21 protein-coding genes and 3 tRNA genes are annotated in these 26110 nt (G+C 69.3%); 15 read left to right on the forward strand and 9 right to left on the reverse strand.

The window, feature by feature from the left end:
- The first annotated feature begins 61 nt into the window (after positions 1 to 61).
- The 9 genes from Q9R08_RS07030 (at position 62) to Q9R08_RS07070 (ending at position 8857) form a co-directional block, all read left to right on the forward strand.
- Positions 62 to 841, forward strand: a complete 780-nt coding sequence (locus Q9R08_RS07030; protein ID WP_308867180.1) for a hypothetical protein — start codon at positions 62 to 64, stop codon at positions 839 to 841.
- On the forward strand, positions 841 to 1848 hold the full coding sequence (locus tag Q9R08_RS07035; RefSeq protein WP_308867181.1) for a hypothetical protein: 1008 nt from the start codon (positions 841 to 843) through the stop codon (positions 1846 to 1848). Before Q9R08_RS07030 ends, Q9R08_RS07035 begins: the two co-directional genes overlap by 1 nt.
- A gap of 62 nt (positions 1849 to 1910) precedes the next feature.
- Positions 1911 to 2591, forward strand: coding sequence for a DsbA family oxidoreductase (locus Q9R08_RS07040; protein WP_308867182.1), 681 nt, complete (start codon positions 1911 to 1913; stop codon positions 2589 to 2591).
- Between the two features lie 177 nt (positions 2592 to 2768).
- Positions 2769 to 3935: a tRNA dihydrouridine synthase DusB gene (gene dusB / locus Q9R08_RS07045; protein ID WP_308867183.1), complete on the forward strand. Its 1167-nt coding sequence runs from the start codon at positions 2769 to 2771 to the stop codon at positions 3933 to 3935.
- Complete coding sequence (locus Q9R08_RS07050) at positions 3925 to 5286, forward strand: deoxyguanosinetriphosphate triphosphohydrolase (RefSeq protein ID WP_308867184.1); 1362 nt, start codon at positions 3925 to 3927, stop codon at positions 5284 to 5286. The genes dusB and Q9R08_RS07050 overlap by 11 nt, the downstream gene beginning before the upstream one ends.
- A complete protein-coding gene (dnaG, locus tag Q9R08_RS07055) occupies positions 5286 to 7142 on the forward strand; it encodes a DNA primase (RefSeq protein ID WP_308867185.1) in 1857 nt (618 codons plus the stop codon). The genes Q9R08_RS07050 and dnaG overlap by 1 nt, the downstream gene beginning before the upstream one ends.
- Before the next feature lie 50 nt (positions 7143 to 7192).
- The gene (locus tag Q9R08_RS07060) at positions 7193 to 7984 is read left to right on the forward strand and encodes an ATP-binding cassette domain-containing protein (protein WP_308867186.1); all 792 of its coding nucleotides are present in this window, start codon (positions 7193 to 7195) and stop codon (positions 7982 to 7984) included.
- Positions 7985 to 8061: 77 nt separating this feature from the next.
- Positions 8062 to 8134, forward strand: a tRNA-Asn gene (locus Q9R08_RS07065).
- Between the two features lie 63 nt (positions 8135 to 8197).
- Complete coding sequence (locus tag Q9R08_RS07070; RefSeq protein ID WP_308867187.1) at positions 8198 to 8857, forward strand: hypothetical protein; 660 nt, start codon at positions 8198 to 8200, stop codon at positions 8855 to 8857.
- A gap of 31 nt (positions 8858 to 8888) precedes the next feature.
- On the opposite strand, the gene def is transcribed toward Q9R08_RS07070, so the two are convergent.
- Complete coding sequence (gene def, locus Q9R08_RS07075; protein WP_308867189.1) at positions 8889 to 9455, reverse strand: peptide deformylase; 567 nt, start codon at positions 9453 to 9455, stop codon at positions 8889 to 8891.
- A 42-nt stretch (positions 9456 to 9497) separates the two neighbouring features.
- Between def and Q9R08_RS07080 the strand changes: the two genes are divergently transcribed.
- From Q9R08_RS07080 to nagE, 3 genes are all read left to right on the forward strand, one after another.
- The gene (locus Q9R08_RS07080) at positions 9498 to 10586 is read left to right on the forward strand and encodes a DMT family transporter (RefSeq protein WP_308867190.1); all 1089 of its coding nucleotides are present in this window, start codon (positions 9498 to 9500) and stop codon (positions 10584 to 10586) included.
- A gap of 53 nt (positions 10587 to 10639) precedes the next feature.
- Positions 10640 to 10713: transfer RNA gene (locus Q9R08_RS07085), tRNA-Ile, on the forward strand.
- 200 nt (positions 10714 to 10913) lie between these two features.
- The gene (gene nagE, locus Q9R08_RS07090; RefSeq protein ID WP_308867191.1) at positions 10914 to 12854 is read left to right on the forward strand and encodes an N-acetylglucosamine-specific PTS transporter subunit IIBC; all 1941 of its coding nucleotides are present in this window, start codon (positions 10914 to 10916) and stop codon (positions 12852 to 12854) included.
- A gap of 62 nt (positions 12855 to 12916) precedes the next feature.
- Here the strand turns inward: nagE and Q9R08_RS07095 are convergent, their stop codons facing one another.
- Positions 12917 to 14923, reverse strand: a complete 2007-nt coding sequence (locus tag Q9R08_RS07095; protein ID WP_308867192.1) for a DUF262 domain-containing protein — start codon at positions 14921 to 14923, stop codon at positions 12917 to 12919.
- A 164-nt stretch (positions 14924 to 15087) separates the two neighbouring features.
- On the opposite strand from Q9R08_RS07095, the gene Q9R08_RS07100 reads away from it, so the two are divergent.
- Positions 15088 to 15861: a hypothetical protein gene (locus Q9R08_RS07100; RefSeq protein ID WP_308867193.1), complete on the forward strand. Its 774-nt coding sequence runs from the start codon at positions 15088 to 15090 to the stop codon at positions 15859 to 15861.
- A 155-nt stretch (positions 15862 to 16016) separates the two neighbouring features.
- A complete protein-coding gene (locus tag Q9R08_RS07105) occupies positions 16017 to 16520 on the forward strand; it encodes a DUF3145 domain-containing protein (protein ID WP_308867194.1) in 504 nt (167 codons plus the stop codon).
- A gap of 193 nt (positions 16521 to 16713) precedes the next feature.
- On the opposite strand, the gene Q9R08_RS07110 is transcribed toward Q9R08_RS07105, so the two are convergent.
- The 6 genes from Q9R08_RS07110 to aceE all read right to left on the reverse strand — a co-directional run bounded on the left by Q9R08_RS07110 (position 16714) and on the right by aceE (position 24318).
- Positions 16714 to 17952: a beta-ketoacyl-[acyl-carrier-protein] synthase family protein gene (locus tag Q9R08_RS07110; RefSeq protein ID WP_308867195.1), complete on the reverse strand. Its 1239-nt coding sequence runs from the start codon at positions 17950 to 17952 to the stop codon at positions 16714 to 16716.
- Between the two features lie 56 nt (positions 17953 to 18008).
- Positions 18009 to 18257 carry an acyl carrier protein gene (locus Q9R08_RS07115; RefSeq protein ID WP_013586517.1) on the reverse strand — a complete coding sequence of 83 codons (249 nt, stop codon included), beginning with the start codon at positions 18255 to 18257 and terminating at the stop codon, positions 18009 to 18011.
- Between the two features lie 73 nt (positions 18258 to 18330).
- Positions 18331 to 19332 (reverse strand): beta-ketoacyl-ACP synthase III, encoded by a 1002-nt coding sequence (locus Q9R08_RS07120; RefSeq protein ID WP_308867196.1) that lies wholly within the window; start codon positions 19330 to 19332, stop codon positions 18331 to 18333.
- A gap of 13 nt (positions 19333 to 19345) precedes the next feature.
- Positions 19346 to 20257, reverse strand: coding sequence for an ACP S-malonyltransferase (locus Q9R08_RS07125; protein ID WP_308867197.1), 912 nt, complete (start codon positions 20255 to 20257; stop codon positions 19346 to 19348).
- Positions 20258 to 20357: 100 nt separating this feature from the next.
- Entirely contained in the window at positions 20358 to 21578 is a 1221-nt protein-coding gene (locus Q9R08_RS07130) for a PucR family transcriptional regulator (RefSeq protein ID WP_418001321.1), read from the reverse strand.
- Positions 21579 to 21588: 10 nt separating this feature from the next.
- Positions 21589 to 24318 (reverse strand): pyruvate dehydrogenase (acetyl-transferring), homodimeric type, encoded by a 2730-nt coding sequence (gene aceE / locus Q9R08_RS07135; RefSeq protein WP_308867198.1) that lies wholly within the window; start codon positions 24316 to 24318, stop codon positions 21589 to 21591.
- 141 nt (positions 24319 to 24459) lie between these two features.
- Here aceE and Q9R08_RS07140 point away from each other — a divergent pair.
- Positions 24460 to 24532, forward strand: a tRNA-Val gene (locus tag Q9R08_RS07140).
- 9 nt (positions 24533 to 24541) lie between these two features.
- On the opposite strand, the gene Q9R08_RS07145 is transcribed toward Q9R08_RS07140, so the two are convergent.
- A complete protein-coding gene (locus tag Q9R08_RS07145) occupies positions 24542 to 26074 on the reverse strand; it encodes an amino acid permease (RefSeq protein WP_308867199.1) in 1533 nt (510 codons plus the stop codon).
- Positions 26075 to 26110 lie beyond the last annotated feature (36 nt).

Consider the following 26110-nt stretch of genomic DNA (forward strand, 5'->3'; position numbering starts at 1 on the left):
CGAGCCCCAGCGCCCTCATCATTGACGTGAGCCGCGTACGCGGCCGGTCAGGAGGCGCATCATGGCGCTGTCACGACCTGGGGTCGGCATTGCCGCGGGCCTGAGCATCGTGCTGCTGCTCGCCCTGTCGGGATGCGGAACCCCGGTGACCGAGGAGGGCACCGGTCGCACGACGACCGCGAGTGCGAGTCCGTCTCCGGAGCCCACGCCCGAGCCTACGGAGGACGGCGGGGGCGACGAGGGTGGCGGCGACGAGGACGGCGGGGAAGACCCGGCCCAGGACCGTGTGCGCACCGGGCCCGTCGCCCAGTACGGCGGTCCGGCCTACGGTGACCAGGGCGACGCCGAGATCATCGAGGCGGGCCTGTGGTGCAAGACCATCGCGGTCTTCTGGGGCGGGGACGTGCCGGACGGTGTCCGCTACACCTTTCAGAGCGCGGTGACGGACCGCGCCGGCCTCGCGGTGGAAAGCGATGTCTGCGGTTCGCGGGAAGCCGATCGCGGGTGCCTCGACATGACCGTCGAGGCGAACCAGTCCCAGATCAGGTGCAGCCTCGTCCTGCGTCCTGGAAGCGACTTCCAGGACGGCACCGCGATCACTTTCGTGGGCACGCTGGAGTGCCCGTCCGCCGAGATCTGCGACATCGTCGCCGCCCGTGAGGTGGACCCAGGACCGCCGATCATCGTCGTCGACCCGGAAGCCTCGGACGACGAGGAGCAGAACCAGGATCAAGACCAGCAGGAGCAGCAAGACCAGCAGGACCAGCAGGACCAGGACCAGGACCCGGACCAGGACCAGGACCAGGACGAGGATCAGCAGGAGGAGGAGGGGAGCGGGTGATGGCCCGCCGGCCACGCCGTCCGCGGCCGGAACGATCGGCCGTCGACGCGCCCGCGCAGGCGACCGAGACGACGGTCACCGCGGCAGCACCTCCCGACCGCGCCGCCGCGCTGCCCAGAGAGCCCGGACTCGGCTTCGAGAAGTGGATGGGGTTCCTGTCGTCGTTCGTGGCCCCGCTCACTCTGGTCACGGCGCTCCTGTTCTACTTCGGTTACGTCTCCACGCGCGAGTTCTTCCGCTACTTCGGCGTGGACGTCGACATCATCGGGCTGAGCTCCCAGGAGTTCGTCATGCGCAGCCCCGGAGCGCTGTTCATCCCCGTCATGGTCCTCACACTCCTGGCGGTCCTGGCGATCCTCGGCCATCGGGCGCTGCGGAAGTGGCTCGTGGTGCAGCAGCGCGCGACCCAGCGCCGCGTGGTCGGCATCGTCGCGTGGACCGGCATCGCGTTCGTGCTCGCCGGTCTCGCGCTCGCCTTCGTCGTGCCGTTCCTCCCCGGATGGACATACGGTCAGCTGCTGACGCCGCTGTTCCTCGCGATCGGCGCGGGCCTCGCCGCCTACGCGGCGTCGACCGTGCGCGCCCTGAACACCGCGAGCGGTGGCCGGAGCGTCGTGGTCCTGCTGGTCCTGGTGATGATCGCGGGCACGTTCTGGTCGACGGCGACCATCGCGCAGTGGTGGGGTCTCGGGCAGGCGCGGTCGCTCGCGGCCGACCTCACCACACTGCCTGCGGTCGTCCTCGACACACACGAGCGGCTCTACCCCGGCAACGACGACATCACGTTCCGGCAGCTCGGCGACGAGGCATCCACCGAAGATCCCGCCGCCGGGGGCCCCGCGTTCGGCTACCGCTATTTCGGTCTCCGGCTTCTCGCGCAGGGCGGAGGCCGGCTGTACCTGGTGCCGGACACGTGGTCGCCGGATGCCTCGACGATCGTCGTGCCGTACGACGATGTGCGGGTGCGATTCCGGTTCGTCCCCGACGCGGACCCACCGACTCCCTGAGCATCGCGTCTCCCGACGCATTCGACGGAATAGAAGCGTGCGCGCGGACCGTTGTCCTCAGCATGACGGATGCCATCAAGATCGACGTGTGGAGCGACATCGCCTGCCCCTGGTGCTACATCGGCAAGCGCAACCTCGAGAACGGGCTGGCCGCGGCATCCGCGGATGACGACGCCCCCTCCGTGGAGGTGACCTTCCACTCGTTCGAGCTGTCGCCGGACACGCCCGTCGACTTCGAAGGCGATGAACTCGACTTCCTCGCGAAGCACAAGGGGATGCGCCGCGAACAGGTGCAGCAGATGCTCGAGCGCGTCACCGGCGTCGCCGCCGATGCCGGGCTGGAGTACCGTTTCGACCTGCTCAAGCACACCAACACCGTCAAGGCGCACGAACTGCTCCACTTCGCGAAGGAGCAAGGACGCCAGCACGAGCTCGCCGAGCGACTCATGGCGGCGTACTTCACCGAGGGCCGCCACCTCGGGCGCGAGGACGAGCTCGTCGACCTCGCCACGGATGCCGGACTCGACGCCGACGCGGCGCGCGAGGCCCTGCAGAGCGGCCGCTACCTGGACGCCGTCCGCGCCGACCAGGCTCAGGCCACGGCGTACGGCATCAACGGTGTGCCGTTCTTCGTGATCGACGGCAAGTACGGCGTATCGGGCGCGCAGCCCGCTGAGGCGTTCGCGCAGATCGTCCGCCAGGTGTGGTCCGAGCACCGCGAGCCCGCAGGCGTCGAGGCCTGACCAGGTACGCACACGAAACGGGCCCGCCGCGAATCATCGCGACGGGCCCGTTCTCTGCATCAGGTCAGCGGGTCCTCGAGGGTCTCCGCCATCGAACCGGGCGCCGGGGAGCCTCTGCCCCGCACAGGGAAGCGCCCCGTTCAGCCAAGGGACGGATTCCTGTAAGAGAATGGAGGCGTGACGACTGCCCTCGCTCCCGCGCGCACGCTGCGCATCGGGCCCATCGAACTCGATGCGCCCGTCGTGCTGGCGCCGATGGCGGGTATCACCAACACCGCGTTCCGGCGACTCTGCCGCGAGTACGGCGCCGGCCTCTACGTCAGCGAGATGATCACGACGCGCGCCCTCGTCGAGCGCAATGCCACCACGATGCGGCTCATCACGCACCACGAGTCCGAGAAGCCGCGTTCGATCCAGCTCTACGGCGTGGATCCGGCGACCACTGAGGCGGCTGTCCGCCTCCTGGTCGAGGAGGATCGCGCCGACCACATCGACCTGAACTTCGGCTGCCCCGTCCCCAAGGTCACCCGCAAGGGCGGGGGAGCGGCACTGCCGTGGAAGCTCGGACTGTTCCGCGACATCGTCACGCGCGCGGCGCGCGCCGCCGGCGACATCCCGCTCACGGTCAAGATGCGCAAGGGCATCGATGTCGACCACCTGACATACCTCGACGCCGGACGCATCGCAGAGGATGCCGGCGTCGCCGCCGTCGCCCTGCACGCCCGCACGGCCTCGGAGTTCTATTCGGGGCAGGCCGACTGGTCGGCGATCGCCAATCTCAAGGAAGCGGTCACGAGCGTCCCGGTGCTCGGCAACGGCGACATCTGGTCCGCCGACGACGCGGTCCGCATGATGGACGAGACGGGCTGCGACGGCGTCGTCGTCGGTCGCGGCTGCCTCGGGCGTCCGTGGCTCTTCGGCGACCTCGCCCGCGCGCTCGGCGCACCCGGCTCCGCACTCGCCGAGCCGGTCGACGCGACCCTGGGGTTCGTCGCCCGCGCCTTCCGCCGCCACGCGGAGCTGCTGGTCGAGTTCTTCGAGGACGAGGGCCGCGGTTGCCGCGACATCCGCAAGCACGTCGCCTGGTACTTCAAGGGGTACCCGGTGGGCGGCGACCTCCGCGCGAGCCTCGCCACCGCCTCTACCCTCGCCGAGATCGACGACCTCCTCGCGACCCTCGACCTCGACGCGCCTTACCCTGGCGCCGCGGCGGAGGGCCAGCGGGGTCGCGCCGGCACTCCCAAGCGTCCGGCGCTGCCCGATGGCTGGCTGAACTCGCGCGAGCTGGGGGCCGCGGCATCCACCGCCCTCGCCGAAGCGGAACTCGACCACAGTGGCGGGTGACGTGGCCGCCGCGTCCGACCGCCCGGCGGGGTACGAAGACGCCGACGCCGCCCGCTTCCACGCCGAGCGCCATCGATCGCAGCGGGACGACTTCGCGCGCGACCGCGCCCGCGTGCTGCACTCGGCGGCGCTGCGTCGCCTCGCCGCGAAGACCCAGGTGCTCAGCCCCGCGAGCCCGGCGGACTTCGCACGCAACCGCCTGACCCACTCGCTCGAGGTCGCGCAGGTCGGACGCGAGCTGGCGACAGCGCTCGACCTCGCCGCCGACGTCGTCGACACCGCCTGCCTCAGCCACGACCTCGGTCACCCGCCGTTCGGCCACAACGGCGAACGGGCTCTCAACGAGTGGGCAGAGGGCTTCGGCGGCTTCGAGGGCAACGCGCAGACGCTGCGCATCCTCACGCGCCTCGAGCCCAAGGTCATCGACGCGGAAGGCCGCAGCTTCGGCCTGAACCTGACGCGTGCGAGCCTCGACGCCGCCTGCAAGTACCCGTGGACGGCCGACCACCCGCTGCCCGATCCCGGCGGACGCCTGAAGTTCGGCGTGTACCCCGAAGACGAAGAGGTGTTCCGCTGGCTCCGGGCGGATGCGCCGGGGCGCGTGCGGTGCATCGAGGCCGAGGTCATGGACCTCTCCGACGACATTGCCTACTCCGTCCACGACTTCGAGGACGCCGTGGTCAACGGCTACCTCGACCCCGCCCGCCTCGTCGACGCGCGGGAGCACCAGTGGCTCCTCACCGCGATCCAGTCCTGGGTGGGCTTCGACTTCGCGCGCGACGAACTCGAGGACGCCCTGTTCCGCCTCACACGCATGCCCGAGTGGATCGACTCCTTCGACGGGACGCGTGCGGACCTGGCGCGTCTCAAGAACCTCACGTCCGACCTCATCGGCCGGTTCGCCCGCGCTGCGACGACCGCGACCCGGGAGTCGTACGCGACTTCGGTGCTGACGCGCTACCGCGGTCACCTCGTGGTGCCCCGCATCGTCGAGGCCGAGATGGCGGTGCTCAAGGGCATCATCGGCGCCGCGGTGGTGTCGATCGAGGGGCGCAAGGACCTCTACAAGGAGCAGCGCCGGCTCCTGAAGCGCCTGGCGACGGCGCTCTGGGATCGCCCGGACGCGCTGGACCCCCTGCACGCGGAGGACTTCGCGGCGGCGGAGACGGATGCCGCACGCCGGCGGGTCGTCGTCGACCAGGTCGCCAGCCTCACCGACCAGCTGGCGATCGCGTGGCATGGGTCGCTCGTCGGGCCGGTGGATCCGGCATCCGTCGGCGTCTGGGCACCGGGCGCCCGCCCGATGGACGCCGCCGCGCGCACCGCCCGCGATCCGTCCGGGGTGCGCTGATGGCGGGGCGCATCCGTCAGGCCGACGTCGACGAGGTGAAGGCCCGCACCAACATCGCCGACATCATCGGCGAACGGGTCGCGCTGAAATCCGCGGGCGTCGGATCGCTGAAGGGTCTCTGCCCGTTCCACGACGAGCGCAGCCCGAGCTTCAACGTGCGCCCGCAGGCGGGCTTCTACCACTGCTTCGGCTGCGGTGAGTCCGGCGACGTGTACTCGTTCCTGCGCGCGATGGACCACGTGACGTTCACCGAGGCGGTCGAGCGCCTCGCCGGCCGCATCGGCTTCACGCTGCACTACGAGGACGGCGGCGCCGCCCCCGAGCACACGGGGCGTGCGCGGCTGTACGCCGCCAACGCGTCCGCGGCGGAGTTCTTCCGCGCGCAGCTGATGACGCCCGAGGCCGATATCGCGCGGCGTTTCCTCGGGCAGCGCGGGTTCGACGCGGGCGCCGCCGGGCACTTCGGCGTGGGGTACGCCCCGAAGGGCTGGTCGGGCATGCACTCGGCGCTGCGCGCCCAGGGTTACACCGACGAGGAGCTCTCGTCGGCGGGCCTGGTGTCGCAGGGCCAGCGCGGCGTCTACGACCGGTTCCGCGGCCGGGTGGTGTGGCCGATCCGCGATGTCACCGGTCAGGTCATCGGCTTCGGCGCGCGCAGGCTCTACGACGACGACAACGGTCCCAAGTACCTCAACACCCCCGAGACGACGATCTACAAGAAGGCGCAGGTGCTCTACGGGCTCGACCTCGCCAAGCGCGACGTGTCGCGGGAGCACCGCGTCGTCGTGGTCGAGGGGTACACCGATGTCATGGCGTGCCACCTGGCCGGGATCACGACCGCGATCGCGACGTGCGGCACCGCGTTCGGCTCCGACCACATCACCGTGCTCCGCCGCGTGATGGGCGACGATTCCACGGCGGGCGAAGTCGTCTTCACCTTCGACCCGGATGCCGCGGGCCAGAAGGCCGCGCTGCGCGCCTTCGCCGACGCCAAGCGGTTCAACGCCCAGACGTATGTCGCCACCGGCCCGGAAGGCCTCGACCCCTGCGACCTCCGGCTCGCGCGGGGCGACGGCGCAGTGCGCGCGCTGCTGGAGACGAAGGTGCCGATGGTCGAGTTCGTCCTCGATCAGCGCATCTCCGGCTACGACCTCGCCAGCGTCGAAGGACGCGTAGGTGCGCTGCGCACGGCAGCCCCGGTGGTCGCAGAGCTGCGAGACCCGCTCCTGCAGCCCGAGTACGTGCGGGTGCTCGCCCGCCGGCTCGGCATGGACACCGAAGACGTGCGCCGCGAGGTCGAGCGGGCGGGCCGCGGCGGCGGCCGTCGCGACGCCGCGCCCGGCACGCAGACCGTCGAGCCCTCCGTCGACGACGGCGCGCTCCGCGTCACGCTGGCGACGCTGCCCCGCAGTCCCGAAGTCGGTCTGGAGCGCGACGCCCTCATGGGGGTGCTGCAGTTCGGCCACCGCATGGACGCGACGCTGGTGGAGCGCGCTCTCGAGCTGCCGTTCCGCAACGCCGCTCTCGACGCCGTCCGCGTCGCGGTTCGCGACGCCCCCGGCATGCAGCGGCCGGGCTGGTCGGCGGATGCCGTCGCCACGGTGCGCGAGCCCTACCGCTCGCTGGCCGCAGAGCTGCTCGCCGGCGACTTCCCGGCGCTGAACGACGACGCGGCGGTGACATCGGCGGGGGATCTCGCGCGACGCCTCGTCCTGCGGCGCTTCGATCGAGAGAAGGCAGAGCTCCTCGGCGCGATCCAGCGTGTGCCCGCGGCCTCGGAAGAGGGGCGCAGCATCCGGCTGCGACTGCGTGAACTGGATGCGCAGCGCCAGGCACTCGTCGACGAAGCATCGTGACGCGCGGATCCCGGCTGGCGCCGACGGCGCTCGCGCGGCAGGATGAACAGATGGCTCGCCGACGAGACGCGGATGTCGCGATCGACTGTTCCGACCTTTCGATCGCTCGCCGCGCGGGCCGGGGCGGGCCGTCCCAGCGCGTCGTCGACGGCGTGTCGTTCCGCCTGCCCCACGGTGGCATCCTGGCGGTCATGGGACCGACCGGCTCGGGCAAGTCCTCGCTCGCCGCCGTGCTGGCGGGCGCCGACGAGACGGGACTCGCCGTCGTCGGCGGCGACGGTCTCGTCGAGGGCATCTCGGTGCGGCGCCCGGGTCGTGCGCATCGCCAGCTCACGTACTACGCCGGCTACCTCCCGCAGTCCGCAGGCGCCCGTCTGCCCGCGCGGCTCACTGTGGCGGATGTCATCGGAGAGCCCATCACCAGCCGCGACCGCCGAGTGAGCGCGCGCGCCCTCGCCGTCCGGGTGGCCTCGCTGCTCGACGAGCTGATGCTGCCCCTCGGGGCCGCCGCCAAGTACCCGTACGAACTCAGCGCCGGCATGCGCCAACGCGTCGCGCTGGCGCGCGCACTCGTCCTGCAGCCGCGGGTGCTGATCGCAGACGAGCCCTTCGCGAACATGGATGTCGAGGTGCGCAAGGCAGCTCGCGAAGCCGTGCTGCGACGCCGGCGCGAGCTCGCCATGGCAGCGCTCATCGTGACCAACGAGCGTGACGTCGTGAACGAGCTGGACGCGGACGTCCTGGTGCTGCGTGCCGGGCACGCCGTCGCCTACGGGCACGGCACCGACGACCTCCTCTGGACCCCTGGCGGCGAAGCTGACAGGCGCCTCGTCAGCTCGTGAAAGAGCCCGCCATGGTCATGAGCACGGGCTGAGCTTTGCTAGTATGGTCTGGTTGCCCGCGCGAAAGTGCGGACCATTCCTCCATAGCTCAATTGGCAGAGCAATCGGCTGTTAACCGATAGGTTCTTGGTTCGAGTCCAAGTGGGGGAGCGAAAGCCTCGGGGCTCCACCCCCGAGGCTTTCTTCGTCTCCGGACCAGATCGAGGGGTGCACATGGCGGGTCGCGCGAAGCCTTCACCGCTGCTGGCGGTCGAAGGCGGCGTCCCCGCGCCGGCACCGATCTACCGCTCCGCGCCGCTGCTCGGCGCGCTGGCTCTGTTCGCGGGCGCGGTGGGGTGGGTGGGGCTCGTCGTGCTCTTCGGCGGAGAGCCGTGGATGTTCCCCGTGTCCGCGCCGGAGCCCTGGCTGTTCCTCGCGCTCGTGCCGTCGGTCGTGGCGATCCTGCTCGCCGTGCGCGGCATCGCCCTCTGGTCGCTTGCTCTGGCGGTCGTGAGCTGCTGGCTCGTGCCGACCGGGATCGCGACGATGCTCGTCGTGCTCGTGGCCCTGTGGGCCGTGCGCGGCATCCGCAGTCAGTGGGCCGCGCACGACCTGGACTCCGTCATCGCCACCGCCGCCGCCCACGGCCTTCCCGTCCTGGTCGTGCAGCACGTCGCGGGCAGGGCAGGCGCACGCAAGACCACGGACACCACGCAGGTGCAGGTACGGGACGTCGACACCGGCGAGCTGACCACGGCCCGGGTGTGGGGGCCCATGCGCACCGGCACGACGCTCGTGCGCCAGGGCATGAACGTGATCGCACAGGCGCCTCCCGGGGCCGAGGCCGAGCTGCGCCGGTGGGTCGAGCGTCAGAATCGCCGCAGCGACGCCTGACGCCCCGCCGGGCGGGTCGCCGGCGCCAGGATCACGCCTCGATGTCGTCCAGGCCGGGGGTCCAAGAGCTGCCCGGCCGGCCCCAGCCGCGCTTGCGCGCGATCTTCTGCACGGTCTTCCAGTCGCCGTCGTCGAGGCGGTCGACGTAGAGGATGCCGTCCAGGTGATCGAACTCGTGCTGCATGATGCGCGCCCGCCATCCGTCGACCTGGACGCTCACGGGTGCGCCGTCGAGGTCGATGCCGGTCACGAGGACCTCCTCCGAGCGGCGCAGCGGGAACCGCTCACCCGGGAACGACAGACACCCCTCGGACTCCTCGTCGGGGTCGGGCGCACCCGGCTCGAGCGGCCGCATCCACAGCTCCGGATTGATGATCACGCCGCGCCAGGGCGCGCCGTCGTCATCGCCGTAGGTGTACGTGTAGATGCGCAGGGGAACGCCGACCTGAGGGGCCGCCAGGCCCACGCCGGGGGCGGCATCCATCGTCTCGAACATGTCCGCGACGAGTGTGCGGATCTCGTCCGTGATCTCTTCGACGGCGGACGCGGGGGAGTGCAGGACGGGATCGCCCATGATGCGAATGGGGAGAACAGCCACGCCTTGAGCCTATCGAGCGGCGCCTGCGGCTAGTGTCGATACGTGCTCTGGACATCGGTGGAACTCGAGGACGTCGGCGATCAGCTCGTCGGCGCTTTCCAGAACCCCGGCATCCTGATCGGCATCCCGCTCGCCCTGCTCGGGGCGGTGTTCATGTCGTTCGGCGCCCAGTATCAGCACCGCGGCGTGACGAAGGTGGAGCGCCTCAGCGGCGGACACTCCAGCCAAGGTCTGGGCCCCAGTCACCTGCTGAAGCTGCTCGCCCGCCCGTCTTGGGTGATCGGCACCGTGATGCTCGGGCTCGCCATCGTCTGTCAGCTGTCCGCCCTGTACTTCGCGCCGCTCATCGTGGTGCAGCCGCTCGGCGCGTTCGCCCTGGTCATCACGACGCTGCTGAACGCTCAGATCAGCGGGCACAGGCCCACGAAGCGCTCGCTCATCGCGATCGCCGCCTGCGTCGGCGGCATCTTCATCTTCGTCACGATCGCCGCCCTGTTCGCGACCGAGAAGCCGGTGTCGAACGGGCAGCTGATCACCATCCTGGTCCTGCTGCTCGTCGTCACGCTGGTGTTCGCCGGACTGTGGATCTGGCTGCGCAAGCGCATGGGCGCGCTGTTCTACATCACGGCCGCCGGCGTGATCTACGGTTTCGTCGCGACTCTTGCCAAGGTCGTCATCGAGCGAGTCAAAGTGAGCGACTTCAACTGGCTCACCTTCCTGTGCCTGGCCGCGCTCATCATCGGCGCCATCGTGGGCGCCTACTTCGTGCAGAGCGCCTACGCGTCGGGCCCGCCGGATCTCGTGGTCGCGGGCCTCACGGTCATCGACCCGATCGTCGCGATCATCATCGGTCTGACGGTGCTCCAAGAGGCTGCCGGCGCCCCGCTGTGGGTCTACATCTCGTTCGCCGTCGTCGGCGGCGTCGCCGTATGGGGGGTGTTCCAGCTCGCGCGACACCACCCGCAGGTGCTCAGCGAGAGCCAGGAGCTGCCGATCCAGCGGGGGAGCGACGCGGGGATATCGGATGCCGCGCACCCGCGCACCGGCTCCGTCAAGGTGACCGAGGCAGTGGCCAAGGTGTGGCCCGAGCCGCCGGTCAAGGATCGCCTCGACGATCCCGACAAGCGCTGACGCACGCGTCGCTCGGGCCGGACCGGTAGGCTCGTCTGCGCACTCCGTGCCGAGGGGCGGTGGCCAAGCTGGTCAAGGCAGCGGGCTCATAACCCGACGATCGTGGGTTCAAGTCCCACCCGCCCTACGAAGTGAGAACCGCCGCTGCCCGAGGGGTCGCGGCGGTTCTCCATTCGGTTGACCGGTACCGGCGGGTACCGGCGAGAACGGCGGCGCAGGATTCGTTCACCCTCCTTACTTTCGGAGGGGGGCCCGGTGACGCGCACCTCCCTTTGCCTGTAGCGTCATCGACATCACCTGTCCCCTGGGCCCTCACGGAGGCGAACAATGAAGTTCTTGCAGAGGCTCGGCCGATCGATCATGCTGCCGGTGGCTGTGCTGCCGGTCGCCGCGATCCTGTCGGGCCTGAGCTACTGGATCAGCAACGGCGGGAAGAGTCCCAACCTCGTCTCGGCGTTCCTCGGCGCTGCCGGAGGGTCGCTGCTCGACAACATGGCGCTGCTGTTCGCCGTCGGCATCGCACTCGGTATGGCACAGAAGTCCGACGGCACCTCGGCGCTGGCCGGGCTCGTGTCGTGGCTCGTCGTCACCACGCTGCTCAAGCCGGAGACGGTCGCCCTCTACACCGGCGTCGCCGACGTCAACGAGGTCGATCCCGCCTTCCTGAAGGTGCAGAACGTGTTCGTCGGCATCATCTGCGGACTCATCGGCGCGTACTGCTACAACAAGTTCAAAGACACCAAGCTCCCCGACGCACTGTCGTTCTTCTCGGGCAAGCGCTCGGTGGCGATCGTCACGGCCGGCGCCTCTCTCGTGGTCGCCGTCGCACTGTTCTTCGTATGGCCCTGGGTCTACGGCGGCCTCGTCACGTTCGGCGAGTGGATCGTCACCCTCGGACCGTTCGGCACGGGCATCTACGGCTTCCTCAACCGCCTGCTGATCCCCGTCGGACTGCATCACGCCTTGAACTCCGTGTTCTGGTTCGACGTGGCGGGGATCAACGATCTGAACAACTTCCTCTCCGGTGAGGGCACCTACGGCGTGACCGGTCAGTACATGACGGGCTTCTTCCCGATCATGATGTTCGGTCTGCCCGGTGCGGCCCTCGCGATGTACCTGACCGCCAAGACCACGCGCAAGAAGCTCGCCTACGGCATCCTGCTCGGCGGCGCGATCTCGTCGTTCTTCGTCGGCGTGACCGAGCCCCTCGAGTTCGCCTTCATGTTCCTGGCGCCCGTGCTGTACCTGGTGCACGCGATCTTCACCGGCATCTCGATGGCCATCAGCCAGATCCTGCCGGTGCGCATGGGCTTCGGCTTCTCGGGCGGCTTCATCGACCTCGTCCTCAACTGGATGAACCCGATGGCGCAGAACCCGTGGCTCATCCCCGTCATGGGCGTGTTCTGGTTCTTCATCTACTTCGTGGTGTTCTACTTCTTCATCAAGCGGTTCAACCTGAAGACGCCGGGCCGTGAAGACGACGACATCCTCGGCGAGGGCACGGAGTACGACACGCACGCGGCCGACGACAAGTACCTGGTCACGGGCAGCCGCTTCATCGATGCGCTCGGAGGGAAGGACAACATCCTCGAGCTCGAGAACTGCGCCACGCGCTTGCGGATGGAGATCGACGACCCGAGCAAGGTCGACGAAACCGCGCTCAAGCGCGCCGGGGCTGCGGGCACGATGAAGCCCGGCGGCAAGTCGGTGCAGGTGGTCTACGGGACGAACGTCCAGTTCGTGAAGGACGCGATGGAGCAGATCATCGCGGGAGATGTCGCCGTGCCGGCAGGCGCAGCGCCCGAGCCTGCCATCGCTCCCGCCGCGGGCACGACCGCGGTGCTCACCGACACCCCGGCCACCACGACCGTGACCCTGCGCCAGCCGCTCGAAGGACGAGTGGTTCCGCTCTCCGCCGTGCCTGATCCGACCTTCGCGCAGGGCATCATGGGTCCGGGAGTCGCGATCGAGCCGACCGGTGACACGGTGGTCGCTCCCGCCGACGGCACCATCGGGGCCACATTCGACAGCAGCCACGCGGTGGCGCTCGTCCTGGGTGACGGCACCGAGCTGCTGATCCACGTCGGCATCGACACCGTCGGCATGAAGGGCGACGGCTTCCAGACCCTCGTCGAGAAGGGGCAGAAGGTCACCGCCGGCACGCCGCTTCTCCGCTTCGACCTGGCGAAGATCGAGGCAGCGGGCCACCCCTCGATCACGCCGGTGATCGTGCTGAACAACGAGAACGCCGCTGTCACGTTCGAGTGACGCCCGCGCGCGACCCACGATGAAGGGGACGGATGCCTCGGTTCGAGGCATCCGTCCCCTTCTCACATCGCGTTGCCGATGTACGAGTACTTGACGAAGACCTCGGCGGCGAGGCCTGCCTCTTCGAGCACGCCCTGCACGGCGCTCAGCATGTAGCTGGAGTCCCATCCCATGTAGAGCGAGTGCTCGTCGTCGAGGCGATCCCACTGGCCGTTCCACGACTGCGCGGTATAGACAGGTCCGCCGCGTCGTGCGCTGTACGCGACCACGGCGTCGCGTGAGTCGGCCCAGAGCCGCTTGAAGACACGGTTGAAGAGGTACTTGACGTCGGGCACCTCCCAGTGCTCGCCGCAGTACTCCACGTACGACCACTCGCGGTGCCATCCCGGCGGCCACCCGCGCCGGCGGACGGCGTCCAGGATCGGGGTGAGCCCGTCGTCGTCGATCGCGGGACCGCCGGGCCGCTTCCACACCTCGACGAAGCGCTCTGTGAGCTGCATGGATCGCTGGGCGATGGCCGCCGTTCCCCACCCGGGCAGCTCCGCCAGCGCCGATGTCGTCCCGATGGCGCTGCGGGCGTACAGCGCCTGCTTCTGCGGGAAGGAGCGGTCCAACGCGCGGAGCGCGAGATCCTCCTCGAGGATCGTGAGGTTGCCGATCGTGTTCGCCAGGGCGCGATGGCTGTTCTGCTCGTCGTCGCTGTACGCCGCCCACTCGCGCTCGCCATCGCCCGACCAGGTGTCCCCGGGCGCGAGCGGGAAGATGTGCTCGACGTCGAGCCCGCCGGTACCGTCGACCCCGGCGAGGCGACCCAGCACGTACCCGGCGTGGGGGAGCTCGGAGTACTTCAGCGCGACCGCGACGCGCTCGTCCGACGGAGTGATGCGCGAGATCGCCGAGACCAGCGCCTCACGGCCCTGTTCACGCGCACGGCAGAGGCGCGCCACCAGACGGTCCACTCCGGTGCCGACGACCGCACGGCGCACCAGGAGCGACTGCACCATCTCGAGCGTCTCGATCAGCTCGTCGCGCGCGATGGATCCGAGCTCGAAATCCCGGTACGCCCGCATGATAAGCGGGTACATGCCGGTGCCGAAGGTGCTGAGGTGGGAGAGCTCGCGCGTGATCCCGGCATCCGGCGCCTCGCTCGGATGCAGCAGCACCCCGTATACGCGCGACAGATGGCGCCATTCGGCGGCGTGACGCACCAGGTCGGCGAACTCGAGGCGGGGGAACTCGTGCCGGAAGGCCTCGTACACGCCGCGCCCGCCGACGACGGTCACCTCGCGCCCCGTTCTCATGACGAGGTACTGCCGCCAGAACTCGGCGATCGAGTCGCCGGTGTTCTGTTCGATCGGCTGCCAGTACTCTGCTTCGATCTCGCGCTGCTCCGCATGCGTGAGGCCCATGAGCACGTAGTTGTGGATGAGCTCGTGGTCGCGCAACGGCTCGCCGGTCGAGTTGAGGCTCTCGAAGATCTGCTGCGCGTTCGCCCCGATGCCGAGGGTGATCGCCACATGCTCGAGCTTCTGCAGACCCCGCCAGATGTGCGGCGCCTCGTCGAGGCTGATCTGGCTGCGGAAGAACGCGTAGTTGTCGTCGAACCGTGAGTCGCGCTGCTCGCCGTGGGGGAGTGGGAGGTCGAGCACGACGCGCTCGAAGACCGCCGCCCACGCGCGATGCGGGCGAAGCTTCGTCCGCGTCGCGTCGTGGGAGTGCACGAGCACGCGCTGCAGCTGATCGGCGAGAGCAGGATCCGCCTCGCGGACGGTGTGGTGCAGCGCCGCGACGAGCAGCATAAGGGTCGTCGTCCGCTGCTGACCGTCGATCAGCACGAGCTCGGCGTCCTCGCCCTCACCGCTGGCCGACGAGAGGATCGAGCCGATGAAGTGCATGTGCCGATCGTCGAGGTCGGCTACCGCGCGGATGTCGGAGAGCAGCTGCTCGCATCCGCCGATGTCCCACCGATACTGCCGCTGGTAGACGGGGACGACGATCGTCCAATCCGCGGCCGAGAGCCATCCGATGGTGTTGACAGCAGTGGCGTCGACATTCGTGGCAGTGACCATGGCCCGTCCAGTCTAAATGGGCCCACCGCGCCGGACCGGCCGCCCGGGCGCCCGGCGGTTATTCACGGCGCGGTCCTCCGGAGCCTTCGGGGGCCCGAGGTAGGCTTGCCTAAGTTGAGCCTGTTAAAACGTGCTGGCTCACTGACCGAAAGGCATGATTCGTCATGGGTTACATCAAGTCTGCCGCTCTCGATGAGACCGGCTTCGTGGTCCTCGACCCCTACGACAGGGAGCTCGACCCGAAGGAATGGCTGTCCATCGAGTACGTCGACTGGAAGTCGTCAGGTGACACGCGCTTCGCGCCGCTGGCCTCGGCCAAGGGCGAGATCGAGTGCAACGGGTTCTGGAACCACACGCCGCCGCGCACCGACAAGGACGGTGTCTGGATCCCCTCGCAGGTCGAGAAGGCACCGGACATGACGCGTCGCGCGCAGGAGCCGGGCGCCAACGTCGGACGCTGCCGCGTCATCGAGCTGCAGCCCAACACCTACGCCGACGCGCTGTACAACCTGCATCAGGACGACAACAACCGGCTCAACCCCGACGGCACCGGGTGGGTCGTCCGCGGCTTCTTCAACCTCACCGACGACAAGAACAGCTACTTCGTGCTGCGCGAGAACCGCACCGACCCGAGCATCGAGTACCGCGTCGCCCTCCCGGCCGGCGCACAGCTGATCGTCGACACGCAGCGCCTGTGGCACGCCGTCCACCACACCGGCGACGAGCCGCGGTACTGCCTCATCACCTCGTGGGAGTCCGGCCCCGAGCTCGACGCCTACATCGAGAAGTACCACGGCAAGCCGACCACCGACTACGTCGACGTCCCTCAGGATGTGCTCGACGCCGGCCAGGCGGAGCAGGCTCGCCGCGACGCCGCTCGCGCCGCGTACTACGCGGCCAAGGGCAAGGCCGAGGTCCAGGCGATGAGCGAGGCCTGAGCCTCCTCGTTCCTACAGACCAGAGAGGGCGGGGAAATCACAGTCTTGTGATTTCCCCGCCCTCTCCGCAATAATGGGCGGCAGCACAACCGAACAGCACGTCATGACACCGTCACAGGTCGTAGGGGAAGACGCACCTGACGAACGGAGAGATCATGGCGACACAAAAAGCGCGTGGGGTGATCTTCATCCACTCCGCGCCACGGGCGTTGTGCCCGCACCTCGAGTGGGCGGTCGGTCGAGCACTCGGCCGAGCCGTCAGCTTCGACTGGGTCGATCAGCCCGTCCTCACCGGGAGCCGCCGCGCCGAGTTCTACTGGGAGGGCGCCGCCGGCACCGGGTCGGCGCTGGCGACGGCCATCCGCGGTTGGGAGCACCTGCGCTTCGAAGTCACGGAGGATCCCACCCCGCGCAGTGACGGCGGCCGTTGGCTGCACACCCCGGGCCTCGGCATCCACTACGCCCAGACCGACACTGCCGGCAACGTCGTGATCGGCGAGGACCGCATCCGCTATGCGATGGAGATCGCCGGCGGCGACGCCTTCGAGCTTCGGCGAGAACTGGACGTCGCGCTCGGCGCCGCATGGGACGAGGAGCTCGAGCCGTTCCGGCACGCGAGCGACGACGCGCCCGTCGTGTGGCTGCACAAGGTCGGCTGAGACTCTCTCAGACGCAGGCGGTGCGAGGCGCCACTACCGAGGCTCGGAGGCCGTGAATCCCGGGCAGCGAGACCGCGAACCACCGCCTGACACGACAGACGCCCCCGGTCGGCTTCACCGGGGGCGTCTTCGTGTGAGGGAGTTCGAGACGGGTCGACGCGCTTCGCAGGCCGACCCAACGATCCGGGCGGCCTCAGACCGAGGCGAACGCGGCGACCGCGTTGTGCCCGCCGAAGCCGAACGAGTTGCTGATCGCGAGGTGCGGACCGTCTCCGAGCGGCGTGGGAGTGCCGGAGATGCGGAACGGCACCTCGGGGTCCTGCGTCGTCAGGTTGATGGTCGGCGGAGCGACGCGGTCCTGCAGGGCGAGCACGGTGAAGATCGCCTCGAGCGCGCCGGTGCCGCCGAGGAGGTGGCCGGTCGACGCCTTGGTCGCCGACACCGGGATCTCGTCGATGCGGTCGCCGAACACCGAGCGCAGCGCCGTGTACTCGTTGGGGTCGCCGACCGGCGTCGAGGTGGCGTGCGCGTTGATGTGCGTGACGTCGTCGGCGGAGGCATCCGCCATTTCCAGCGCCAGGCGCACCGCGCGCGAGGCGCCGAGTCCCTCGGGATCATTGGCGGTGATGTGGTACGAGTCCGCGGTGACGCCGCCGCCGGCGGCGACCGCGTAGATCTTGGCGCCGCGCGCACGCGCGTGCTCCTCGGTCTCGAGGATGAGGACGGCCGCGCCCTCTCCCATGACGAAGCCGTCACGGTCCACACTGCACGGCCGCGAGGCGGTCGCGGGATCGTCGTTGCGACGGGAGAGCGCCTGCATCGACGAGAACGCGGCAATGGTCACCGGGTGGATGACGGACTCGGTGCCGCCGGCGATCACGACGTCTGCGTAACCGGCGCGGATGTGCTCGATCGCGTTGACGATCGACTCGGTGCTCGACGCGCAGGCGCTGGCGACGGTGCGCGCGTAGGCCCGGGCGTTGAAGTGGAGGGAGAGGTTTCCGGCTGCCGCGTTCGGCATGAGCATCGGGACCGTCATCGGCAGAACGCGGCGCGGACCCTTCTCGCGCAGGGTGTCCCAGCCGTCCAGGAGCGTCCAGAGTCCGCCGATGCCGGTGGCGAAGTCGACACCGAGTCGCTCGGGCTCGATCTCCGGGCTTCCGGCGTCCGCCCACGCCTCCATGGCCGCGACGAGCGCGAACTGGGACGAGGGGTCGAGCCGCTTGGCGATGGGACGCTCGAGCACAGTGTCGGGGCGCACCTTCGCCTCGGCGGCGAATGTCACCGGCAGCTGGTACTTCTCGACCCAGTCGTACTCGAGGGTGCGGGTGCCGGAGACGCCCTCCAGGAGCGCGGACCAGCTCTCGGGTGCCGTGCCGCCGAGCGGCGACGATGCGCCGATGCCGGTGACGACGATGCGGGAGTTGCTCATGTCGTTCTAGATCCTCATGGATGCGCCGGTGGGGGCCGCAGCCCCCACCGGAGGGTTTACGCCTGGTTCGACGTGATGAAGGTGACGGCGTCGCCGACGGTCTTGAGGTTCTTGACCTCGTCGTCAGGGATGGTGACGCCGAACTTCTCCTCGGCGTTGACGACGATCGTCATCATCGAGATCGAGTCGATGTCGAGGTCGTCGGTGAACGACTTCTCGAGGGCGACCTCGTCGGCCGAGATGCCGGTCTCGTCGGTGATGAGCTCCGCGAGTCCGGCGAGGACCTCGTCGTTGGTGAATGCCATGGGGTTCTCCTGTTTTCTAGGGGTTGCGGGGGCCCGAACGGGCCGTCTCAGTCTAGGGTCGTGCTCCGCCGGCTCAGGGGAGCACGACTACCTGCGCGCCGAACACGAGTCCGGCGCCGAAGCCGATCTGCAGGGCGAGGCCGCCGCTGAGCTCGGGGTGCTCCTGCAGCAGGCGATGAGTCGCGAGCGGGATGGAGGCCGCCGACGTGTTGCCGGTCGTCTCGATGTCGCGACCGATCAGCACCGTGTCGGGCAGCTTCAGCTGCTTGGCGAACTCGTCGATGATGCGCATGTTGGCCTGATGCGGCACGAAGGCGGCGAGGTCGGATGCCTCGACCCCTGCGGCTTCGAGCGCCTGGCGGGCGACCTTCACCATCTCCCATACCGCCCAGCGGAAGACCGTCGGTCCTTCCTGGCGCAGCGTCGGCCACGGTGCGGTGCCGTCGCGGAACTCGGTCAGCGTGTGGTTCATGCCGACGGCGTCGGCTTTCGAGCCGTCGGAGCCCCAGATGGTCGGCCCGATACCGGGGGAGTCGCTCGGGCCGATCACGACGGCGCCTGCGCCGTCACCGAGCAGGAACGAGATGCTGCGGTCGGTGGGGTCGACGATGTCGCTGAGCTTCTCCGTGCCGATGACGACCGCGTAGTGGGCGGCGCCCGCGCGGATGAGGGCGTCGGCCTGGGCGACGCCGTAAGCGAACCCGGCGCACGCGGCGTTCAGGTCGTATGCGGCGGCGGGATTCGCGCCGACACGATCCGCCACGATGGCCGACACCGACGGGGTCTGCTTCGGATTGCTGACCGTGGCGACGATGACCGCGTCGACCTGCGACGGGTCGACGCCGGAGCGCTCGATCGCCTCGCGGGCGGCATCCGTCGCCAGATCGATCGCATCGGTCTCGGGCACCGCCCGCGTGCGCGTGACGATGCCGGTGCGCTGGCGGATCCACTCGTCGCTCGAGTCGATCGGACCGATCAGGTCGTCGTTCGGCACGGCGATCTCACCACGGGCGGCGCCGTACGCGTAGATGCGCGTGTGCGCGGCACCAGTGGGCTGGACGAGGATGCGGGTCATGCGAATACTCCGGTCATGCGTCGACGGCCACCAGGGCGGTGGCGGCCTCCAGGTCGTCGGGCGTCTTCACGGCGACGGCCGGCACCCCGCGGAGCGCGCGTTTAGCCAGCCCGACGAGCGTCCCCGCCGGAGACAGCTCCACGAGGCCCGACACGCCGGCGTCGGCGAAAGACGCCATGCAGAGGTCCCAACGCACGGGAGAGGCGACCTGATCGACCAGAAGGTCTACGAATGCGCGTCCGGACGTCACGGGCGAGCCGTCGCGGTTCGTCCACAGCACGACGTCAGGATCGGATGCCGCGACCTGGTCCGCTGCCGCACGGAGCGTCTCGACGGCCGGCGCCATGTAGCGGGTGTGGAAGGCTCCGGCGACCTGCAGCGGGATGACGCGGGTGCCGGCGACCGGCTCCGCCGCCAGCGCCTGCAACGCGCCGAGAGCTCCGGCGACGACGAGCTGGCCGCCGCCGTTGTAGTTGGCCGGCGCGAGGTCGAGCTCGTCGAGACGCGCCAGGATGGACGCCTCCTCGCCGCCGATCACCGCGCTCATGCCGGTCTCGGCGGCAGCCGCGGCCTCGGCCATCGCGCGACCGCGGATTCCGACGAGCGTCAGGGCGGCCTGCTCGCTGAGGACGCCGGCCGCGGCGGCAGCGGCGAACTCGCCTACGGAGTGACCGGCGACGCCGGCGATGCGCTCACGGTCCGGTAGCGCGTTCCACGACATCAGGCTCGCGGCGACGATGAGCGGCTGCGCCACCTGCGTGTCGCGGATGCGGTCGGCATCCCACTCGGTGCCTGCGGCGACGAGGTCCACGCCGGACCACTCGGAGTACTGGGCGAGCCGATCGGCTGCGCCGTCCGCGTCGAGCCAGGGTGCCAGGAAGCCGGGGGACTGGGAGCCCTGTCCGGGGAAGACCGCGATTCTCACCGTTCCATCCTGTCAAGGATCGTGGAGGGGGTTCTGGCGACACCGTCACAAGAATCGCGGTTGCCTTTGTGCGTGGTCCACACGTCCGGAGTTCTCGGCGTCAGCCGGCGCCGCGTCGCGCCGCCGGCGGGCGGCGGCGGGCGGCATCCGCTCCGATGGAGCCGAGGATCAGCGCGGTCTGCAGGATCAGCGCCTCGCGGGGGCCCGTCGCGTCCCATCCGATGACCTCCGACACGCGCTTTAGGCGATAGCGGACCGTGTTCGGATGCACGAAGAGCTCACGGGCCGTGGCCTCGAGCGAGCGGCCGTTGTCGAGGTAGGCCCACAGCGTCGCGACCAGGTCGGCGCTGTGCGCCTGGAGCGGCCGGTAGATGCGGTCGACCAGGGTGAGCTTGGCCAGGGGGTCGCCGGCGAGGGCGCGCTCCGGCAGCAGGTCATCGGCCTCGACAGGGCGGGGCGCGTGCCGCCACGCCCTCGCGACGGCGAAGCCCGCCAGCGCAGCCCGAGCGCTCTGGCTCGCGTCCACGAGCGCGGGCACCGTCGGACCGAGCACGAGATACCCGGCCCCGAAGCCGGGTTCCAGGCGTCGCGCGATCTCGGCGAACGGCAGGTCCGTCACGGCGTCTTCGGCCATGGCGGCCGGCTCGGCGCGCCCCACGACGAGCACCAGGCGAGAGCCCTGCACGCCGATGAGCACGTCCACACCGAGCTTGCGCGCCGTGCGGCGGAGCTGATCGACGTCGAACTGCGGGGGAGTCGTGCCGACGAGCACCGCGACCTCGCCGTGGCCGTGCCAGCCCAGCGCTGCGATGCGGCTCGGTAGCTCCTCGTCGGCCTCGCCCGTGAGGATCGAGTCGACCACGAGGGCCTCGAGCCGGGCATCCCACAGTCCACGGGCCTCCGCCGCCCGGGCGTACACGTCCGCGGCGGCGAAGGCGACCTCGCGCGAGTACAGAAGGATCGCCTCTCGCAGATGCTCGCCCTTGCCCGCGACCCGCTCCTCCGTCACCTCGACCGTCACGCGGATCAGCTGCAGCGTCTGCGTCAGGCTCACGCTCCGCAGGAGCTCCCGGGGAGCGGCCGCGAAGATGTCGGCCGCGATCCAGGGCGTCGAGGCAGGATCGTCGTACCACTGGATGAACGACGTGATGCCCGCCTGTGCCACCAGCCCGACGGCGGAGCGTCGGGCCGGCGGCATCTCGGCATACCAGGGCAGCGTGTCGTCGAGGCGCTTGATCGTGACGGTGGCGAGGTCACCCGAGATGCGTCGCAGCCAGGCGAGCGTCTCGACCTTGTCCATCACCTCGGCGGGTTTGCCCATCGTCGTCAGGTCAGCTCTCGCCGCCCGCGTTCCCGCTCGTGCCGGCCGTCACATCGTGCAGACGGTACTTCTCGATCGCCTGCGCGGCGAGGCTGCGGTCGACCGCGCCCTCTTCGGCAAGCGCCTGCAGCGTGCGGACGACGACCGACGGTCCGTCGATCTTGAAGAAGCGACGGGCGGCGGCGCGTGTGTCCGAGAACCCGAAGCCGTCGGCCCCGAGGGTCGCGAACCGGTTCGGCACCCACGGGCGGATCTGGTCCTGGACCGCGTGCATGAAGTCGCTCACCGCGACGACCGGGCCTGCGGCATCCCGCAGCTTGTTCGTGAGGTACGCGGTGTGCGGCTCCTCCTCAGGGTGCAGGAAGTTGTGCTCGTCGGCCGCCAGGCCGTCGCGGCGCAGCTCGCTCCACGAGGTGACCGACCACACATCGGCCTGTATGCCCCAGTCGTCGCGCAGCAGCTGCTGCGCCTCGAGCGCCCACGGCACGCCCACGCCCGACGCCAGGATCTGGGCCTTCGGGCCCTCGCCCTCGGCGGTCGAGACGCGGTGGATGCCGCGCACGATGCCGTCGACGTCCACGCCCTCGGGCTCCGCCGGCTGGACCAGCGGCTCGTTGTACACCGTGAGGTAGTACATGACGTTCGGGTCGGGGTGGTTGCCGCCGTACATGCGCTCGATGCCCGAACGGACGATGTGCGCGATCTCGTAGCCGTAGGCCGGGTCGTACGACACGGTGGCGGGGTTGGTCGAGGCCAGCAGGAGCGAGTGGCCGTCGGCGTGCTGCAGGCCCTCACCGGTCAGCGTCGTGCGTCCTGCCGTCGCGCCGATGATGAACCCGCGCGCCATCTGGTCGCCCGCCGCCCACTGGGCGTCGCCGGTGCGCTGGAACCCGAACATCGAGTAGAAGACGTACACCGGGATGAGCGGTTCGCCGTGAGTGGAGTACGAGGTGCCCGCGGCGGTGAACGCGGCCACCGCGCCGGCCTCGTTGATGCCGACGTGGATGATCTGACCCTGCGGGCTCTCCTTGTACGCGAGCAGCAGCTCGCGGTCCACGGAGGTGTAGTTCTGACCGTGCGGGTTGTAGATCTTCGCCGTCGGGAAGTACGCGTCCATGCCGAACGTGCGCGCCTCGTCGGGGATGATCGGCACGATGCGGTGGCCGAAGTCCTTCGACCGCAGCAGGTCCTTGAGGAGACGCACGAACGCCATCGTGGTGGCGATCTCCTGCGTTCCCGAACCCTTCTTCGGCAGCGCGTACGCCTCGTCGCCCGGCAGCTGCAGGCCGACGTGGTGCGTGCGGCGCTCCGGCAGGAAGCCGCCCAGCGCCCGGCGACGCTCGAGCATGTACTGGATCGTCTCGTCGTTGCCGCCCGGGTTGTAGTACGGCGGCAGGTACGGGTTCTCTTCCAGCTGCGCGTCAGAGACCGGGATCCGCATGGAGTCGCGGAAGTACTTGAGGTCCTGCAGCGTCATCTTCTTCATCTGATGGGTCGCGTTGCGGCCCTCGAAGTGATGCCCCAGACCGTAGCCCTTGATCGTCTTCGCGAGGATGACGGTCGGCTGACCCTTGTGCTCGGTCGCCGCCTTGTAGGCGCCGTAGACCTTGCGGTAGTCCAGGCCGCCACGGCGGAGCTTGCCCCAGATGTCGTCGTCCGACCAGTCCTTCACCAGAGCCGCCGTGCGCTCGTCGCGCCCGAAGAAGTGCTCACGGATGAAGGCGCCGTCCTCGGCGCGGTAGGTCTGGAAGTCGCCGTCGGGGGTGGTGTTCATGAGGTGCACGAGCGCGCCGTCGGTGTCCTTCGCCAGCAGCTCGTCCCAACCGCTGCCCCAGACGACCTTGATGACGTTCCAGCCGGCGCCGCGGAAGAAGCTCTCGAGCTCCTGGATGATCTTGCCGTTGCCGCGGACGGGACCGTCGAGGCGCTGCAGGTTGCAGTTGACGACGAACGTCAGGTTGTCCAGGCCCTCGTTCGCGGCCACCTGGAGCTGACCGCGGCTCTCGACCTCGTCCATCTCGCCGTCGCCGAGGAAGGCCCACACCCGGGAGTTCGAGAGATCCTTGATCCCGCGGTTGGTGAGGTACTTGTTCGACATCGCCTGGTAGATGGCGTTGATGGGGCCGAGACCCATCGATACCGTCGGGAACTGCCAGTACTCCGGCATGAGACGGGGGTGCGGGTACGACGGCAGCGCGTTCGGCGCCTTCGACTTCTCCTGGCGGAAGCCGTCGAGCTGCTCCGACGTGAGACGCCCCTCGAGGAACGAGCGGGCGTAGATGCCGGGGGAGGCGTGGCCCTGGATGAAGATCTGGTCGCCGCCGGTGGGGTCGTCGAGACCGCGGAAGAAGTGGTTGAAGCCCACTTCGTACAGCGAGGCCGACGACGCGTACGTCGAGATGTGGCCGCCGACGCCGATGCCGGGCCGCTGTGCGCGGTGGACAGTGACCGCGGCGTTCCAGCGGATCCACCGGCGGTAGCGACGCTCGAGCTCTTCGTCGCCGGGGAACTCGGGCTCGTTCTCGGGCGCGATCGTGTTGATGTAGTCCGTGGTGGGAACCTGCGGGACGTTCAGCTGCAGTTCGTGCGAGGTCTGCAGCAGGCTCAGCATGATTTCGCGGCCACGACCGTGGCCCTTCGCCTGCACGAGCTGCTGGAGGGACTCCTGCCACTCGGAGGTCTCATCGGGATCGCTGTCGAGGGGTTCCTGCGAGTACGGATCCTGATCGTTGACAGTCACAGAAGACCTTTCGTCGTCTGGCAGATCATGCCAGGGAATCGCTACCGGAGCGCCGCGGGCTTTGTCAGCCCTCCACAACGCACCATCTGCCAGCCTAGCGAGTTCAGGACGAACCGGACGCACCTCGTAGACTGGCTGCGAGGGCCTTTAGCTCAGCTGGTAGAGCGCCACGTTTACACCGTGGATGTCGTCGGTTCGATCCCGGCAGGGCCCACCGTCATCCTCACCCCCGGTCCGGCCGCGGATCGTCGTCGCTGTCGTCGCGCTGGTGCGAGACGACATGCGGCAGCGCGAAGTCCTGGTAGCCGGGCTGGCCGATCTTCGAGTGCCGGTGCGAGTACGCGAAATAGATCGCGAAGCCGATGACGAGCCACACCAGGAACCGCAGCCAGGTCTCGACGGTGAGGTTGAGCATCAGGTAGACGCAGATGGCCGCCGAAAGTCCCGGCAGCCACGGATTGAGCGGCACGCGGAACGCGCGTGGCAGGTCGGGGCGCTTGACGCGCAGCACGATGACTCCGACGGAGACGAGTACGAACGCCGAGAGCGTGCCGATGTTCACCATCTCCTCGAGCAGTCCGACGGGCGTGAACCCCGCGACGACCGCGACCACGATCGTGACGATGATCGAGATGAGCCAGGGCGTGCGATACCGCGGGTGCACCTTCGCGAGGCCCATCGGCAGCAGCGCGTCGCGCGACATCGCGAAGATGATGCGAGTCGCTCCGATCAGCAGCGTCAGCGCGACCGTGGTGAGGCCTGCGACGGCGCCTGCGGAGATGAGCGTGGCCATCCAGGTCTGACCGTGGAATGCGAAGGCGTTGGCGAGGGCCGCAGCCGGGTCGAGATCCTGGTACGGCACCATGCCCGTCACGACCAGCGCGACCGCGCAGTACAGCAGTGTGCAGATCACCAGCGACGCGATGATGCCGATCGGCAGGTCGCGCTGCGGATTGCGGGTCTCCTCGGCGGTCGTCGCGACGACGTCGAAGCCGATGTAGGCGAAGAACACGAGTGCGGCGCCCGCGAAGATGCCGCCGACGCCGAACGCGGTCGGCTCGATGCCCGAGAAGAACTGCAGCAGCGGCTGACTGAGGCCGGTCGGCGCGTCGGTCGGCGCGGGCGCGGGGACGAACGGCGACCAGTTCGCGGGGTTGATGAACAGGAGGCCGGCCACGATCACGAACAGCACGATGAAGAGCTTCACCGCGACCAGCACCATGTTGACCCGCAGCGACTCCTTGATGCCGAAGGTCATCAGCCCGCCGAGCACGAGCACGAGCAGGATCGCCATGAGGTCGACGACGCCGCCGTAGCCGATCTCGGCCGGGATCGGCATCCCGAGCTGCTCGAGGAGCGTGCCGAGATACGCGCTCCACCCCTGCGCCACCACGCTCGCACCCAGGAACATCTCGAGGATGAGGTCCCACCCGATGATCCAGGCGAACAGCTCGCCGAGCGACGAATAAGAGAACGTGTACGCCGAGCCGGATACCGGGACGGTCGACGCGAACTCCGCGTAGCAGAGCGCGGCGAGTGTGCAGGCGATGGCGGCGACCGCGAAGCTGATGACGATCGCGGGGCCTGCGACCTCATGCGCGGCGCGGCCGGTGAGTGTGAAGATCCCCGCCCCGATCACCACGCCGATGCCGAAGACGGTGAGGTCGAGCGCGGTCAGCGACTTCTTGAGCCGGAACTCCGGTTCATCGGTGTCGGCGATGGACCGCTCGACGGACTTGGTGCGGAGAACGCCCATGGTGCGCGCCTTTCGTCATCGGAAGGACCGGTCGTC

Source organism: Microbacterium psychrotolerans, from assembly GCF_031085295.1.
Lineage (GTDB): Bacteria > Actinomycetota > Actinomycetes > Actinomycetales > Microbacteriaceae > Microbacterium > Microbacterium psychrotolerans.

Coding starts and splice junctions, on each gene's coding strand:
- Q9R08_RS07145 (WP_308867199.1), bottom strand. CDS start 26,074: ATGGGCGTTCTCCGCACCAAGTCCGTCGAGCGGTCCATCGCCGACACC.
- Q9R08_RS07070 (WP_308867187.1), top strand. CDS start 8,198: ATGGCGGGTCGCGCGAAGCCTTCACCGCTGCTGGCGGTCGAAGGCGGC.
- Q9R08_RS07110 (WP_308867195.1), bottom strand. CDS start 17,952: ATGAGCAACTCCCGCATCGTCGTCACCGGCATCGGCGCATCGTCGCCG.
- Q9R08_RS07035 (WP_308867181.1), top strand. CDS start 841: ATGGCCCGCCGGCCACGCCGTCCGCGGCCGGAACGATCGGCCGTCGAC.
- Q9R08_RS07030 (WP_308867180.1), top strand. CDS start 62: ATGGCGCTGTCACGACCTGGGGTCGGCATTGCCGCGGGCCTGAGCATC.
- Q9R08_RS07100 (WP_308867193.1), top strand. CDS start 15,088: ATGGGTTACATCAAGTCTGCCGCTCTCGATGAGACCGGCTTCGTGGTC.
- nagE (WP_308867191.1), top strand. CDS start 10,914: ATGAAGTTCTTGCAGAGGCTCGGCCGATCGATCATGCTGCCGGTGGCT.
- dnaG (WP_308867185.1), top strand. CDS start 5,286: ATGGCGGGGCGCATCCGTCAGGCCGACGTCGACGAGGTGAAGGCCCGC.
- Q9R08_RS07120 (WP_308867196.1), bottom strand. CDS start 19,332: ATGACCCGCATCCTCGTCCAGCCCACTGGTGCCGCGCACACGCGCATC.
- Q9R08_RS07130 (WP_418001321.1), bottom strand. CDS start 21,578: ATGGGCAAACCCGCCGAGGTGATGGACAAGGTCGAGACGCTCGCCTGG.
- Q9R08_RS07105 (WP_308867194.1), top strand. CDS start 16,017: ATGGCGACACAAAAAGCGCGTGGGGTGATCTTCATCCACTCCGCGCCA.
- Q9R08_RS07115 (WP_013586517.1), bottom strand. CDS start 18,257: ATGGCATTCACCAACGACGAGGTCCTCGCCGGACTCGCGGAGCTCATC.
- Q9R08_RS07095 (WP_308867192.1), bottom strand. CDS start 14,923: ATGGTCACTGCCACGAATGTCGACGCCACTGCTGTCAACACCATCGGA.
- Q9R08_RS07040 (WP_308867182.1), top strand. CDS start 1,911: ATGACGGATGCCATCAAGATCGACGTGTGGAGCGACATCGCCTGCCCC.
- Q9R08_RS07060 (WP_308867186.1), top strand. CDS start 7,193: ATGGCTCGCCGACGAGACGCGGATGTCGCGATCGACTGTTCCGACCTT.